This is a genomic window from Streptomyces plumbidurans, from assembly GCF_019857225.1.
GTDB lineage: Bacteria > Actinomycetota > Actinomycetes > Streptomycetales > Streptomycetaceae > Streptomyces > Streptomyces plumbidurans.
Genome location: NZ_JAFJSY010000017.1, coordinates 58,556 through 74,652, shown reverse-complemented (window position 1 = coordinate 74,652; position 16,097 = coordinate 58,556). Strand labels below are relative to the sequence as shown.

Genomic DNA, 16,097 nt, shown 5'->3' with positions numbered 1-16,097 from the left:
CTGGCGAACCGTTCCGGGGGCGGAAGCCGAGATGTCCCGAGGAACGACCGCTCGATAGCAAGGTGCTGGAGGATCCGTGGACCTGTCCCTGTCGACTCGTACCGTCGGCGATCGTACGGTCGTCGAGGTCGGTGGCGAAATCGATGTATATACCGCGCCCAAGCTGCGCGAGCAGCTGGTCGAGCTGGTGAACGACGGGAGTTTCCACCTCGTCGTAGACATGGAGGGCGTGGACTTCCTCGACTCCACCGGGCTCGGCGTGCTGGTCGGCGGCCTGAAGCGTGTGCGTGCCCATGAGGGCTCGCTGCGCCTGGTGTGCAACCAGGAGCGCATTCTGAAGATCTTCCGCATCACCGGCCTCACCAAGGTGTTCCCGATCCACACCTCGGTCGAGGAAGCGGTGGCGGCCACCGACTGACCACCGCCCCGCGGAGCGGGAAAGGACCGCTCCCGGGACGGAAGAAGTACGAACAGGGGGTCCGGGCTTTCGGCGGTCCGGCCCCCCGACAGCACGCCCGAAGTCTGAGGGGGATGCATGGCCACCGTTGAACTCCGCTTCAGCGCGCTGCCCGAGCACGTCAGGACCGCCCGACTGGTGGCGGCAGCGGTGGCGCGCAGGGCCGGAGTGGACGAGGCCGTCCTCGACGAGGTCAGACTCGCCGTCGGCGAGGCCTGCACCCGTGCCGTCGGACTGCACCAGAACGCCGGGATCACGACGCCCGTGAAGGTTCAGCTGGTCGAGGAGGAGAAGCAGTTCTCCATCGAGGTCGGCGACGAGGCACCGCGTTCGGCTCCCGGGGACCGGGCGCCGGGATCGGCCGGCGGGGACATGGACACCGATGAGGACGAAATGGGCCTCGCGGTCATCAGCGGTCTCGTCGACGACGTCGAGGTCACCGCAGGGGAGCACGGCGGTCAGATCCGGATGACCTGGCCGACCACACCGCCCGCCGCGGCGCTCTCCTGACCCCACCGGCCGCCTGACCGCACCGCTCGTAGCACATCGCAGGGCCCTGCTGAGCAGGGCCCTCGCTGCGTTTCAGGACGTTCCCGCGAATTCGTGAAGGAATTCACGATCATTCGGCCGATAATTTGATCAAGGGCAAATTCAGGCGTCAATGCCTTTGAGGCATTACCTCTTTCGGGTTCTGTGGCGTGATGTCGATCATTTGCTGTAGAGCATGTGAAGGCCAATTCCGGTTACCGCGGACTGTTTTGATCAGGTCGAGGTACCTACAATCCGTCCACATCTTGAGCTCAGCCCAAGCGTCAAGGAGGACGAATGGCGGGGCTTTCTACCCCTCATCAGTTGGACCACCCCACTAACCTCGCAGCGGCAGTGCTGACAGACGACAACCGGATCATGGTGATGATCATCGGAGTCGTCGCGCTTGCCGCACTTGTGGTCGCAGGTGTCCTGGTGCGCCAGGTACTCGCGGCGGGCGAGGGCACCGACAGCATGAAGAAGATCGCGGCGGCGGTCCAGGAAGGCGCCAACGCCTATCTGGCCCGGCAACTGCGCACGCTCGGCGTATTCGCCGTCGTTGTGTTCTTCCTGCTCATGCTGCTTCCTGCGGACGACTGGAATCAGCGCGCCGGGCGATCGATCTTCTTTCTGATCGGCGCGGCGTTCTCGGCGGCCACCGGCTATATCGGCATGTGGCTCGCCGTGCGCAGCAATGTCCGTGTCGCCGCGGCGGCCCGGGAAGCGACTCCCGCGGAAGGTGAGCCCGAAAAGGATCTCACCGCCGTATCGCACAAAGCCATGAAGATCGCTTTCCGCACGGGCGGCGTCGTCGGCATGTTCACAGTGGGGCTCGGTCTGCTGGGCGCCTCCTGCGTGGTGCTGGTGTACGCGGCCGACGCGCCGAAAGTGCTCGAAGGCTTCGGCCTCGGCGCCGCTCTGATCGCGATGTTCATGCGTGTCGGCGGCGGCATCTTCACCAAGGCCGCCGACGTCGGCGCCGACCTGGTCGGAAAGGTCGAGCAGGGCATCCCGGAGGATGACCCACGCAATGCCGCGACCATCGCCGACAACGTGGGCGACAACGTCGGCGACTGCGCGGGCATGGCGGCCGACCTCTTCGAGTCGTACGCCGTGACCCTGGTCGCCGCGCTGATCCTCGGCAAGGTGGCGTTCGGCGACTCCGGACTGGCCTTCCCCCTGCTCGTGCCCGCGATCGGCGTGATCACGGCGATGATCGGCATCTTCGCCGTGGCCCCGCGCCGCTCCGACCGCAGCGGCATGTCCGCGATCAACCGTGGATTCTTCATCTCCGCGGCGATCTCGCTCGTGCTGGTGGCCGTCGCGGTCTTCGTCTATCTCCCGTCGAAGTACTCGGACCTCGACGGCGTCACCGATGCCGCGATCAGGGCCAAGGACGGCGATCCGCGGATCCTCGCGGTCGTCGCCGTGGCCATCGGCATCGTCCTGGCCGCCGTCATCCAGCAGCTGACCGGCTACTTCACGGAGACCAACCGCCGTCCCGTCATGGACATCGGCAAGACCTCGCTGACCGGCCCGGCCACCGTCGTCCTCGCCGGTATCTCGGTCGGTCTGGAATCGGCCGTCTACACCGCCCTGCTGATCGGCCTCGGCGTCTACGGGGCGTTCCTGCTCGGCGGTTCGTCGATCATGCTCGCGCTGTTCGCGGTGGCGCTGGCCGGCACCGGCCTGCTCACCACCGTCGGTGTGATCGTCGCGATGGACACCTTCGGACCGGTCTCCGACAACGCGCAGGGCATCGCCGAGATGTCCGGCGACGTCGAGGGGGCGGGCGCGCAGGTGCTCACCAACCTGGACGCGGTCGGCAACACCACCAAGGCCATCACCAAGGGCATCGCCATCGCCACCGCCGTCCTGGCGGCGTCGGCGCTCTTCGGGTCCTACCGTGACGCGATCACGACCGGCGCGCAGGACGTCGGCGAGAAGCTCAGCGGTCCGGGCGCACCGATGAACCTGATGATGGACATCTCGCAGCCCAACAACCTCGTCGGTCTCATCGCGGGCGCGGCGGTCGTCTTCCTCTTCTCGGGGCTGGCGATCAACGCGGTGTCGCGGTCGGCGGGTGCCGTGGTCTACGAGGTGCGCCGGCAGTTCCGCGAGAAGCCCGGGATCATGGACTTCACGGAGAAGCCGGAGTACGGCAAGGTCGTCGACATCTGCACCAAGGACGCCCTCCGGGAGCTCACGACGCCAGGTCTGCTGGCGGTCATGGCGCCCATCGCCATCGGGTTCACGCTCGGTGTCGGCGCCCTCGGCGCGTTCCTCGCCGGTGCGATCGGCGCGGGCACGCTGATGGCCGTGTTCCTCGCCAACTCCGGTGGCGCGTGGGACAACGCCAAGAAGTTGGTCGAGGACGGTCACCACGGCGGCAAGGGCAGTGAGGCCCATGCGGCCACGGTGATCGGCGACACGGTCGGCGACCCCTTCAAGGACACCGCGGGCCCCGCGATCAACCCGCTGCTGAAGGTGATGAACCTGGTGTCACTGCTCATCGCACCCGCGGTGATCAAGTTCAGCTACGGCGATGACAAGAATCTCGGCGTACGGATCCTGATCGCGATCCTCGCGCTGCTCGTCATCGTCGGGGCGGTCTACGTCTCCAAGCGCCGCGGTATCGCCGTGGGCGACGAGGAGGACACCGGCAGGGTGGCCAACAACTCGGCGGATCCTGCGGTGGTTTCGTAGACGGTCTTAATCGGCCTGGCTCAAGAAGCGGGCGGGAGACGCGTGTTGACGCGTCTCCCGCCCGTCTCATGTGACCGCAGCCTCATCGTGAGCCTTCTCTCGCCTGGTGCAAATGGCCCCAAAGCGGAAACTTACGGACGCCGGACGTGCGGTTGTCGTGCGGGCGCCGTGTATGTTCCGGGGCCGAGAGCCATGGAAGGGACCAAACCGGTGAACAAGAAGCTCGCGGCCGCACTGTCCGGCGGTGCGGTACTGGTACTGGCGCTGTCGGGATGCAGCAGCGACAACGGCAACGACAAGCTGGACGCCTGGGCCAAGCAGGTCTGCGACGGGGTGCAGCCGCAGGCCAAGAAGATCGCGGACGCCAACGCCGCGATCCAGAAGCAGACCTCGGACAACAGCGCGCCGGCCGACGTGCAGAAGACCGACGCACAGGCCTTCCAAGACATGTCGGACGCATACAAGGCGATCGGCGCCGCCGTGCAGAACGCCGGGGCCCCCGACGTCGACGGCGGGGCGAAGAAGCAGAAGGACGCCGTCAAGGAGCTCAACGACATCTCCGCCTCCTACGCCTCGCTCAAGACGCAGGTCGACAAGCTCGAGACCAAGGACCAGGCGAAGTTCGCCGACGGCCTCAAGGACATCGCGACCTCGCTGGACAAGCTGAGCAAGAGCGGGAACGACGCGCTGAAGACCCTCGAGGAGGGCGACGTCGGCAAGGCGATGGCGAAGCAGGAGAGCTGCAAGAGCGCCTCCTCGTCGGCTCCCGCGACCGCGAGCTGACCGCAGGCGGCCAGGAGCTGCAGGCGGCCGTCCGTCCCCGCCACAATGGGGGCGTGAGTACCTCAGGCCTGCCTGCCCTGCCCGCCGCCCCCGCTTCCGGCCGACCCGACGCCTCCGGCCGACCCGACGCCTCCGGCCGACCCGACGCCTCCGGTCGATCCGACGCTCCCGGCCGAACCGACGTCGCCGCCCGCCTGCGGGACGCCCTGCTCGCCGCGTCCTTCACCGCCGACGGGCTGCTGGAGCTGCTCGGCGCCCCCGCGTACGCGGCGCTGGCGCGCAGCGAGACCGTGCCCGCGCTCCGGGCCACCCGCGGCGACACGCCGCTGGAAGTACTCGTACGGCTCTTCCTGCTGCAGCAGCCGGTGCCGCACGCGCGCGTGGCGGGCGTTCTGCCGCTCGACGCGTGCCTGGAGGACGGGTGGCTGGTGCCCGCGGGCCGGGACGAGGTCGCGGCGAGCGTGGACGTACGGCCCTACGGCGGGCCCGGCGGCGAGGACTGGTTCATCGTCTCCGACCTCGGGTGCGCCGTCGGCGGCGCCGGCGGGATCGGCAGCCGTGAGGAGGGCGTCGTCCTCGGCGTGGGCGGTGCCTCCACGACGCTCGCGGGCATCACCGTGCGCCGCCCCGTCTCCTCCGCACTCGACGTCGGCACCGGCTCCGGCATCCAGGCCCTGCACGCCGCGCAGCACGCCACGCGCGTGACGGCGACCGACCTCAACCCGCGCGCGCTGCACATCACCGCCCTCACGCTGGCGCTGTCCGGCGCCCCGGCGGCCGACCTGCGCGAGGGCTCGCTCTACGAGCCGCTGCGCGACGACGAGACGTACGACCTGATCGTGTCGAACCCGCCCTTCGTGATCTCGCCGGGCGCACGGCTGACGTACCGCGACGGCGGGATGGGCGGGGACGATCTGTGCCGCTCGATCGTTCAAGGTGCGGGCGAGCGACTCAACGAGGGCGGGTTCGCGCAGTTCCTCGCCAACTGGCAGCACGTGGAGGGGGAGGACTGGCAGGACCGGCTCAGGTCCTGGGTGCCGCGCGGGTGCGACGCCTGGATCGTGCAGCGCGAGGTGCAGGACGTCACGCAGTACGCCGAGCTGTGGCTCAGGGACGCCGGCGACCACCGCGGGGACCCGGCCGAGTACCAGGCGCTCTACGACGCGTGGCTGGACGAGTTCGAGGCGCGCAAGGTGCGGGCCGTCGGGTTCGGCTGGATCACTCTGCGCCGCACGGGCGCGGCGGTCCCTTCGATCACCGCGGAGGAGTGGCCGCACCCCGTCGAGCAGCCGCTGGGCGAGACCGTGCGGGCGCACTTCGGCCGCCTCGACTATCTGCGCGCGCACGACGACGCGGCCCTGCTGGAGGGGCACTTCAGGCTCGGCGCCGAGATCGTCCAGGAACAGGTCGGGCTGCCCGGCGCCGAGGACCCGGAGCACGTCGTGCTGCGGCAGAACCGCGGCATGCGCCGCGCCACCAAGGTGGACACGGTCGGCGCGGGCTTCGCGGGCGTCTGCGACGGCTCGCTCAGCGCGGGCCGCATCCTGGACGCGATCGCCCAACTGATGGGCGAGGACCCGGTGTTGCTGCGCGACCGCACCCCGGCGCAGATCAGGCTGCTGGTGGAGCAGGGGTTCATCGAGCCTGTGTGAGGGCCGGCCTCCTCCCCGGGGAGGTGAAGGGGAGGCAAACAGGCCAACATCCGTCTGGCGTCCGTCGCTTCGGGCAACCGCCGTCTCCGACATTCGGCGCTTCCGGCATCCGGAGCCTCTGGCGTCCGGCGCTCGAGACGTCCGGCACGCGCGCGTGCCGGACGTCGGCCCCGAGTTCACCCCGGGTTCGCCTGTGCGCCGTCCGCGCGTGCCACTCTCCCCGTGCTGGGCACTCGCGGACAGGGGAAAGAGGCACGGGCAGCCATGGAGAGCGGACCGGCGATCTTCGCCGGAGTGGTGTTCGCCCTGTTCGGAGGGGCGCTGCTGGTATGGACCCTGGCCCGGGTCAGGCACGGCGAGCCCGTGGCCCACGGTGTGAGCCCCGTCGCATCGGCGGCCGTCGCGAGCCTCGCCGCGGTGATCGCTCTGATTTTCGGAGTCTGGTGCTTCCTCCAGATGTGAAAGCCGCCCCGGAGCTGCGGCTCCGGTAATTGGGAGGTGATCCTCCGGTCCGGCTCGAAAAGGCCCGTGCGTACTCCGGGCGGCAGGAATGACGGAAGTCGGGTTACCGTTCGAGTGGCCGTTGCGGGCTTTTCCCGTTTGACACGGGGGCGGGATGTACCGTCACACTCCGCAGCGTCACCCCCGACCTCGGGACGAAGCACCCCGGGGGCCCAGCGTCGACCGGAGAGAAGAGCGAAGTTGTCCCCGACCAGCGAGACCGCACACGGCGGCCGCCGACTCGTCATCGTCGAGTCGCCTGCCAAGGCGAAGACGATCAAGGGCTATCTCGGCCCCGGCTACATCGTCGAGGCGAGCGTCGGGCACATCCGCGACCTTCCCAACGGCGCCGCGGAGGTGCCGGAGAAGTACACCGGTGAGGTCCGCCGCCTCGGTGTGGACGTCGAACACGACTTCCAGCCCATTTATGTGGTCAACGCCGACAAGCGGGCCCAGGTCAAGAAGCTGAAGGACCTGCTGCGCGACTCCGACGAGCTCTTCCTCGCCACCGATGAGGACCGCGAGGGCGAGGCCATCGCCTGGCACCTCCTGGAGGTGCTCAAGCCCAAGGTCCCGGTCAAGCGCATGGTGTTCCACGAGATCACCAAGGACGCCATCCGCGAGGCCGTCGCCAACCCGCGCGATCTCAACAAGCGCATGGTCGACGCCCAGGAGACCCGCCGCATCCTCGACCGCCTCTACGGCTACGAGGTCTCGCCGGTCCTGTGGAAGAAGGTCATGCCGCGGCTGTCGGCCGGCCGTGTCCAGTCCGTGGCGACCCGGCTCGTCGTCGAGCGGGAGCGCGAGCGCATCGCGTTCCGCTCCGCCGAGTACTGGGACCTGACGGGCACCTTCGCCACCGGCCGCGCGGGAGACTCCTCGGACCCCTCCTCGCTGATCGCCCGCCTGCAGACCGTCGACGGCAGGCGGGTCGCGCAGGGCCGCGACTTCGACTCCGTGGGACAGCTCAAGGGCGCGAACACCCTCCACCTCGACGAGGCGAACGCCCGTGCCCTCGTCGCGGCCCTGGAGAACACGCGGTTCGCGGTGCGCTCGGTCGAGTCGAAGCCGTACCGCCGCTCGCCGTACGCCCCGTTCCGTACGACGACGCTGCAGCAGGAGGCGAGCCGCAAGCTCGGCTTCGGCGCGAAGGCCACCATGCAGGTCGCGCAGAAGCTGTACGAGAACGGCTACATCACCTACATGCGTACGGACTCCACGACGCTGAGCGACACCGCCGTGAGCGCCGCCCGCGCCCAGGTGACGCAGCTGTACGGAGCCGACTACCTGCCGGACCGGCCGCGGACGTACGCCGGGAAGGTCAAGAACGCGCAGGAGGCGCACGAGGCGATCCGGCCCTCGGGTGATCGTTTCCGCACCCCGGCCGAGACCGGTCTGACCGGCGACCAGTTCAAGCTCTACGAGCTGATCTGGAAGCGGACCGTCGCCTCCCAGATGAAGGACGCCACCGGCAACTCCGTCACGGTCAAGATCGGTGGCACGGCCGCCGACGGCCGGGACGTCGAGTTCAGCGCCTCCGGCAAGACGATCACCTTCCACGGCTTCCTCAAGGCCTACGTCGAGGGCGCCGACGACCCGAACGCCGAGCTGGACGACCGCGAGCGCCGGCTGCCGCAGGTCGCCGAGGGCGACGCCCTCACCGCCGAGGAGATCACCGCCGACGGCCACTCGACCAAGCCCCCGGCCCGCTACACCGAGGCCAGCCTGGTCAAGGAGCTGGAAGAGCGCGAGATCGGCCGCCCGTCGACGTACGCGTCGATCATCGGCACGATCCTCGACCGCGGCTATGTGTTCAAGAAGGGCACGGCACTCGTCCCGTCCTTCCTGTCCTTCGCCGTGGTCAACCTCCTGGAGAAGCACTTCGGGCGGCTCGTCGACTACGACTTCACCGCCAAGATGGAGGACGACCTCGACCGCATCGCCCGCGGTGAGGCGCAGTCCGTGCCGTGGCTGAAGCGGTTCTACTTCGGCGAGGGCACCGACAACGGCAACGCCGCCGAGGCGGGCAACGGCGACGGCGACCACCTCGGCGGCCTCAAGGAACTCGTCACCGACCTGGGCGCGATCGACGCCCGCGAGGTCTCGTCGTTCCCGGTGGGCAGCGGCATCGTGCTGCGCGTCGGGCGCTACGGCCCCTACATCGAGCGCGGCGAGAAGGACTCCGAGAACCACCAGCGCGCGGACGTGCCCGAGGACCTCGCGCCGGACGAGCTGAGCGTGGAGCTCGCCGAGGAACTGCTCGCCAAGCCGAGCGGCGACTTCGAGCTGGGCGCCGATCCGGAGACGGGTCGTCAGATCATCGCCAGGGACGGCCGTTACGGCCCGTACGTCACCGAGGTGCTCCCCGAGGGCACCCCGAAGACCGGCAAGAACGCCGTCAAGCCGCGTACGGCCTCGCTGTTCAAGTCGATGTCCCTCGACACGGTGACGCTTGAGGACGCGCTCAAGCTGATGTCGCTGCCGCGCGTCGTCGGCGTCGACGCCGAGGGCCAGGAGATCACCGCGCAGAACGGCCGCTACGGGCCCTACCTGAAGAAGGGCACGGACTCGCGCTCGCTGCAGTCCGAGGAGCAGCTGTTCACGATCACGCTGGAAGAGGCGCTGGAGATCTACTCGCAGCCCAAGCAGCGCGGTCGCGCGGCCGCCAAGCCGCCGCTGAAGGAGCTGGGCACCGACCCGGTCAGCGAGAAGCCGGTGGTGGTCAAGGACGGCCGCTTCGGGCCGTACGTCACCGACGGGGAGACCAACGCGACGCTGCGCTCCGGCGACAGCGTCGAGGAGATCACCCCGGAGCGCGGCTTCGAACTGCTCGCCGAGAAGCGGGCGAAGGGGCCCGCCAAGAAGACCGCGAAGCGGGCGACCGCCAAGAAGGCTCCGGCGAAGAAGACGGCCGCCAAGAAGACGGCGGCTAAGAAGACCACCACCGCGAAGAAGACGACCGCCAAGAAGACCGCCGCGACCGCGGCGAAGAAGGCGACCGCTGCCAAGTCGGCCTCGGACGACTGAGCCGTAGCAGTCGGCAGGTCTTCGTTAGCGAAGGCTTCGCAAAACGAACGCCCCGATATCGCTTTGGTGTCGGGGCGTGCGCACGTTCGGGCGCGTGCCACGAGCTGTCAGTCCGTCCCGATAGGCTGAAAGCATGACGCGAGCCGAGCAGCCAACGGCCCACCCCCCGGCCCCCGACGACGTCCTGGTCGCGGACTCCCGCGAGCGCGCAGTCCGCGCTCTGCTGCGGCGTCCGCAGCTGAGGCGGTTGTGGAGCGCCCAGCTCGTGGGCGGTGTCGGCGACACGCTCGCCCTCCTTGTGCTGGTCCTCCTCGCCCTCCAAGCGGCGATCGGCGAGGGCTCGTTCGGCGGTGGTTACCGCGGCGTGGCGTTCGCAGTGGCGACCGTTTTCGCGGTGCGCATCCTCGCGACGCTGCTCTTCGGCGCCGTGCTCCTCGGACCGCTGACCTCCCTCACCTCGCAGGAGGGTCCGCTCGACCGCCGCTGGACCATGGTCGGCGCCGACGGTCTCAGGGCCGCGGTGCTGATCGTCGCGCCCCTGTGGATCGACTGGACGCCGAAGAACGCCCTGGCCGCCATCCTGGTCAGCGCCTTCGTGACCGGGGTCGCCGAGCGCTTCTGGACGGTGTGCCGCGAGAGCGCGGCGCCCGCGCTGCTGCCCGCCCCGCCCCCGGAGGGCGCGACGGTACGGCCGCTGCCCGATCACATGGACGCGCTGCGCCGGCTGACGCTGCGTACGAGCTTCGTGTCGATCCCCCTCGCCGCCGCCGCGCTCGTCGCCGCCGGGCTGATCAACAACCTGCTGGGCGCCGGGATCGACTGGTTCGAGCAGCACCAGGCGGCCCTCGCCTCGTACGTCGCGGCCGGGCTGTTCGCCGCGTCGCTGTCCGTGGTGACCTATGTGGAGCTGCCCGGCACGCGCACTCCGCGCGCGCGGTCGCCGCTCGAAGGGCTGCGCCGCCCCAGGACGGGCACGGGCGTCGACAAGGGCCGCACGGGCGCCATCCCGCTGCTGGTGATCGCGTCCGCCGCCGTCGCGGGCGCGGTCTCCGCGGCCGTCGCCGTCTGCGTGCTGCACGCCAAGGACCTGGGCGGCGGCCCGGTGATGTACGGGCTTCTGGTGCTCGCGCTCACGGGCGGCGTCGTCGTCGGCATCCGTACGGCCCCCTCTCTGCTGCCCGCCCTGTCGCGGCGCCGCCTGCTGGCGCTGGCGATCGCCTTCACCGGCGTCGCGCTGCTGGCCGCCGGGCTCGTCCCGGACGTCACCACCGTGCTGCTGATCGTCGCGCTGGCCGGCTTCGGCGCGGGCGTGGCCGCCAACACCGGACACACGCTGCTCGACCAGGAGGCCGAGGACTACCGCCGCGCGCGGACGACGGAGCACCTGCACGCGGTCGTCCGCGTGTGCGTGGCGCTCGGCGCGGTGATCGCGCCCGTCGTGGCGGCCGGTATCGGCCCGCACCGGCTGGAGAACGGCAAGTTCGTGTTCGCGCACGGCGGCGCCGCGTTCACGCTGATGCTGGTCGGCGCGCTGCTGCTGCCGGTGGCCGCACTGGTCCTGGCCAAGGTCGACGACCGCTCGGGCGTGCCGCTGCGCCACGATCTGCGGGACGCGCTGCTCGGCGGTGACGACCCGGAGACGGTGCCCGCCGTGCAGGGCTTCTTCATCGCCCTGGAGGGCGGCGACGGAGCGGGCAAGTCCACCCAGGCCGAGGCGCTCGCCGAGTGGATCCGCGGCAAGGGACACGAGGTCGTGCTGACGCGCGAGCCCGGCGCGACGCCGGTGGGTAAGCGGCTGCGCTCGATCCTGCTGGACGTGTCGAGCGCGGGACTGTCCCACCGCGCGGAGGCACTGCTGTACGCCGCGGACCGCGCCGAGCACGTGGACACGGTGGTCAGGCCCGCCCTGGAGCGCGGCGCGGTGGTCATCACCGACCGCTACGTCGACTCCTCGGTGGCCTACCAGGGTGCGGGCCGCGACCTGTCGCCGACCGAGATCGCCCGTATCAACCGCTGGGCGACGAACGGCCTCGTACCGCATCTGACCGTGCTGCTGGACGTCTCCCCGGAGATCGCCCGCGAGCGGTTCACCGAGGCGCCCGACCGGCTGGAGTCCGAGCCGGCCGAGTTCCACGCGCGCGTGCGCTCCGGTTTCCTCACGCTGGCCGCGGCCGACCCCGGGCGGTATCTCGTGGTGGACGCGGGCCAGGAGCCCGAGGCCGTCACCACCGTCGTACGGCACCGGCTCGACCAGATGCTGCCGCTGTCCGAGGCCGAGCTGAAGGCCCAGGAGGAGGCGCGCAAGAAGGCCGAGGAAGAGGCGCGCAGGAAGGCCGAGGAGGAGGCCGCCCGCAAGGCCGAGGAAGAACGGCTGGAGCGCGAGCGCAAGGCCGAGGAGGAGCGGCTGCGCGCGGAGGAAGAGGAGCGCAAGCGGCGCGAGCTGGAGGAGGCGCAGCGCCGCGAGGCCGAGCGGCAGGCGGAGGAGGCCCGGCTGCGGGCCGAGGAAGCGCGCCGTCGCGCCGAGGAGGAGCAGGCGCGGCTGCTCGCGGAGGAGAAGGTGCGCGCCGAGGAGGAGGCCCGCCGCAAGGCCGAGGAGGACCGCCGCCGCAAGCAGGCCGAGGAGGAGGCCCGGCTGCACGCCGAGGCCGAGGCCAGGCGCCTGGAGAAGCAGCGCAAGGCCGAGGAGGCGCTGCTGCGGGCCGAGGAGGCCAGGCGGCTCGCCGAGGAGGCGGCGGCCGCCGCGGAGGCGGGACCCCGGCAGCCGACGGCGCCCGTGGCACCCGCGGTGCCGCCGGAGGCGTCGACGGTGCCGACACCGGTGGTGACGCCGACGAACGCGTCGGGTGGGCCGGTCGAGGAGACGGCGGTGCTGCGGCCGGTGCGCGAGGAGCCGGTGCGCGAGGAGACGCGCGACGGGCGTCCTGCGGGCGGGGCCGGATCTTCGGCCGAATCCGAGTCCGAAGTGACCACCCAGCTGCCGCAGCCGCCGGCTCCCGCGGGTGCGGCCGACGAGACGGCCGTGCTGCCGCCGGTGCGGCCCGCGGCCGACGACGAGACCGCCGTGCTGCCTCCCGTGCGCGACGACGATCCCGCGCACCGGGTGCCGCAGGGGTACTTCCGGGACGAGCAGCCCGGGGCGGATCCGACCGCGGCGGGCCCGGACGGGACCGAGGACCGTACGCGCGAAATACCGCAGGTCGACGCCTCGGGCGAGCCGCGGCGCAGGGCGCGCCCGGACTGGGCCGAGGAGACCCCGCTGGACGACCTGCCGACCCTGGCGGACGAACTGCTCGGCCCGCACGAGGACGATCACGACGACGACGCGGGCCGGGGGCGACGGGGGCGCGGGCGCCGCGGCTGAGGGCTCAGGTCCAGGACCCGGGGCCGAGGTGGGAACCGGCTCCGGGGCCGTTGTCAGTGCCGCCCCGCACAATGGATCTGGCAACGTGACGTGTGACGAAGGGGCGGGCTGACCGCATGACCGTCTGGGACGACCTCGTAGGCCAGGAGAAGGTGGCCGGGCAGTTGGACGCCGCTGCCCGGGACGCCGACGCGCTGGTCACCGCGGCCGCCGCCGACGCGCCGCCGCCCGAGGCGTCGAAGATGACGCACGCCTGGCTGTTCACGGGACCGCCGGGCGCGGGGCGGACCCAGGCCGCGCGGGCGTTCGCCGCCGCGCTGCAGTGCGTCAGCCCCGACCGCGCGCTCGGCGGCACCCCCGGCTGCGGGTTCTGCGACGGCTGCCACACCGCCCTGCTCGGCACCCACGCGGACGTCACCACCGTCGCCGCGGTCGGCTCGCAGATCCTCGCCGAGGACATGCGCGACACGGTCCGCAAGTCGTTCACGTCACCGGCGAACGGCCGCTGGCAGGTCATCCTCGTCGAGGACGCCGAGCGGCTGAACGAGAAGTCGGCCAACGCGGTCCTCAAAGCGGTGGAGGAACCGGCCCCGCGTACGGTCTGGATGCTGTGCGCCCCCTCCATCGAGGACGTCCTGCCGACCATCCGCTCCCGCTGCCGCCACCTCAATCTGCTGACGCCCTCCGTGGACGCGGTCGCCGACCTGCTCGTACGGCGGGAAGGCGTCGAACCGTCCGTCGCCGCCGCGGCCGCCCGCGCCACGCAGGGGCATGTGGACCGGGCCCGCCGCCTGGCCACCGACCCGGCCGCCCGTGAGCGCCGCGCCGCCGTGCTGAAGCTGCCGCTGCGGGTCGAGGACGTCGGCGGCGCGCTCAAGGCCGCGCAGGAGCTCGTCGACGCGGCCGCCGAGGACGCCAAGCAGCTCGCCGAGGAGCGGGACGGCAAGGAGACCGAGGATCTGAAGGCGGCGATGGGTGCGGCCCAGGGCGGCCGGATGCCCCGCGGCACGGCGGGCGTGATGAAGGACTTGGAGGACAAGCAGAAGCGCCGCAGAACGCGTACGCAGCGCGACAGCCTCGACGTCGCCCTCACCGACCTCACGGCCTTCTACCGCGATGTCCTCGCCCTCCAGCTCGGCTCCCGCGTGGCCATCGCCAACGCGGACTGCGAGGACGCCCTGCAGCGCCTCGCCCGCGCGGGGTCCCCGGAGTCCACCCTCCGCCGTATCGAGGCCATCGCCGCCTGCCGCGACGCCCTCGACCGCAATGTGGCCCCGCTGCTCGCGGTGGAGGCGATGACGATGGCGCTCAGAGCGGGGTGAGGTGAGGGGGAACTGGCGACGAGGGGACCGCTGGGCGGACGCGGCGCGTTGACGCCGTAATTCGTACGAGCCACGGTGGACACGGAAGGCATCCGGTCGACTGCACAGAGTTACGCTCGCCAGATGTACTCCTGGCGCAGCTCCCGTCCCCGTCGGCCCCGAACCGCCGCCGCCCTCCTCGCCGCGGCCGCGCTGCTCGTATCCGCCTGCTCCTCCGGCGGCAGCGCGGACACCGGCGAGCCCGCGGCCGAGGCGGCGCTGGCCGCGCTGCCGCAGGCGACACCGTCCGCCCTCTCCGCGTACTACGGACAGAAGCTGAGCTGGCGCAGCTGCGGAGTCCCGGGTTTCCAGTGCGCCACGATGAGGGCGCCGCTGGACTACGACCGGCCGGACGGCGGTGACGTACGGCTGGCCGTGGCCCGCAAGAAGGCCACCGGCAAGGGCAAGCCGCTCGGTTCGCTGCTGGTGAACCCGGGCGGTCCGGGCGGCTCGGCGATCGAGTATCTGCAGCAGTACGCCGGCATCGGTTACCCGGCGCAGGTCCGCGCCCGCTACGACATGGTCGCGGTCGATCCGCGCGGCGTCGCTCGCAGCGAGCCCGTCGAATGCCTCGACGGCTGGCAGATGGACGCCTACACGCAGACGGACACCACGCCCGACGACAAGGGGGAGACGGGCCAACTGGTCGGCGCCTACACGAAGTTCGCGCAAGGGTGTCGGCAGCACTCGGCGAAGCTGCTGCGGCACGTCTCCACCGTCGAGGCGGCCCGCGACATGGACATCCTGCGGGCGGCGCTGGGCGAGTCGAAGCTGACGTATGTGGGGGCGTCGTACGGGACCTTCCTCGGGGCGACGTACGCCGGGCTGTTCCCCGGACGGGTGGGGCGGATGGTCCTGGACGGCGCGATGGACCCCACGCTGTCCGCGCGGCGGCTCAACCTCGACCAGACGGCGGGCTTCGAGACGGCCTTCCGGTCCTTCGCGAAGGACTGCGTACGGCAGCGGGACTGCCCGCTCGGCCGCAAGGGCACCACGCCCGCCCAGGTCGGCAGGAACCTCAGCGCCTTCTTCAGGAAGCTGGACGCCCACCCCATCCCCACCGGCGACACCGACGGCCGCAAGCTCGGCGAGGCCCTCGCCACCACCGGCGTCATCGCGGCGATGTATGACGAGGAGTCGTGGGGGCAACTGCGCGACGCACTGTCGTCGGCGATGAAGGAGAACGACGGCGCGGGCCTGCTCGTACTCTCCGACAGCTACTACGAGCGCGACGGCGACGGCCGCTACTCGAACCTGATGTTCGCCAACGCCGCCGTGAACTGCCTGGACCTGCCGGCCGCCTTCGCCGGTCCCAAGGACGTGGAGAAGGCACTCCCGGCCTTCGAGAAGGCGTCCCCGGTCTTCGGTGCGGGCCTCGCCTGGGCCTCCCTGAACTGCGCGTACTGGCCGGTGAAGCCCACGGGCGGGCCGCACCGCATCCAGGCGAAGGGCGCCGCCCCCATCGTCGTGGTCGGCACCACCCGCGACCCGGCGACGCCGTACCGCTGGGCCCAGTCCCTGTCCCGCCAGCTCACCTCGTCCCGCCTCCTGACCTACGTCGGCGACGGCCACACCGCCTACGGCCGCGGCAGCACCTGCATCGACTCGGCGATCGACACCTACCTGCTCCGCGGCACCCCTCCGGCCAAGGGAAAGCGCTGCTGAAACCCCCTCGGCCGGCCCCGCGCTGCCCCCACCCGGGGCCGGTACGGAGCACCCCC

10 protein-coding genes are annotated in these 16,097 nt (G+C 71.1%); all 10 read left to right on the top strand.

Translation table 11 applies throughout. The features are described 5' to 3' along the window. Positions 1-76 precede the first annotated feature (76 nt). The 10 genes from bldG (at position 77) to JYK17_RS14160 (ending at position 16,041) form a co-directional block, all read left to right on the top strand. Positions 77-418, top strand: coding sequence for an anti-sigma factor antagonist BldG (gene bldG, locus JYK17_RS14205; protein WP_003975386.1), 342 nt, complete (start codon positions 77-79; stop codon positions 416-418). Positions 419-535: 117 nt separating this feature from the next. After that, a complete protein-coding gene (locus tag JYK17_RS14200) occupies positions 536-967 on the top strand; it encodes an ATP-binding protein (protein ID WP_108010900.1) in 432 nt (143 codons plus the stop codon). Between the two features lie 315 nt (positions 968-1,282). Further along, complete coding sequence (locus tag JYK17_RS14195) at positions 1,283-3,691, top strand: sodium-translocating pyrophosphatase (RefSeq protein ID WP_108010902.1); 2,409 nt, start codon at positions 1,283-1,285, stop codon at positions 3,689-3,691. A 192-nt stretch (positions 3,692-3,883) separates the two neighbouring features. After that, the gene (locus tag JYK17_RS14190) at positions 3,884-4,474 is read left to right on the top strand and encodes a small secreted protein (RefSeq protein ID WP_108010904.1); all 591 of its coding nucleotides are present in this window, start codon (positions 3,884-3,886) and stop codon (positions 4,472-4,474) included. A 53-nt stretch (positions 4,475-4,527) separates the two neighbouring features. Beyond that, positions 4,528-6,126 carry a DUF7059 domain-containing protein gene (locus tag JYK17_RS14185; protein WP_372465112.1) on the top strand — a complete coding sequence of 533 codons (1,599 nt, stop codon included), beginning with the start codon at positions 4,528-4,530 and terminating at the stop codon, positions 6,124-6,126. 264 nt (positions 6,127-6,390) lie between these two features. After that, entirely contained in the window at positions 6,391-6,588 is a 198-nt protein-coding gene (locus tag JYK17_RS14180; RefSeq protein ID WP_108010906.1) for a hypothetical protein, read from the top strand. Between the two features lie 240 nt (positions 6,589-6,828). After that, entirely contained in the window at positions 6,829-9,654 is a 2,826-nt protein-coding gene (gene topA, locus JYK17_RS14175) for a type I DNA topoisomerase (protein ID WP_108010908.1), read from the top strand. Between the two features lie 133 nt (positions 9,655-9,787). Further along, entirely contained in the window at positions 9,788-13,015 is a 3,228-nt protein-coding gene (tmk, locus tag JYK17_RS14170) for a dTMP kinase (protein ID WP_108010910.1), read from the top strand. A 116-nt stretch (positions 13,016-13,131) separates the two neighbouring features. After that, complete coding sequence (locus JYK17_RS14165; protein ID WP_108010912.1) at positions 13,132-14,337, top strand: DNA polymerase III subunit delta'; 1,206 nt, start codon at positions 13,132-13,134, stop codon at positions 14,335-14,337. A gap of 123 nt (positions 14,338-14,460) precedes the next feature. Beyond that, entirely contained in the window at positions 14,461-16,041 is a 1,581-nt protein-coding gene (locus tag JYK17_RS14160) for an alpha/beta hydrolase (RefSeq protein ID WP_222810484.1), read from the top strand. Positions 16,042-16,097: the final 56 nt, after the last annotated feature.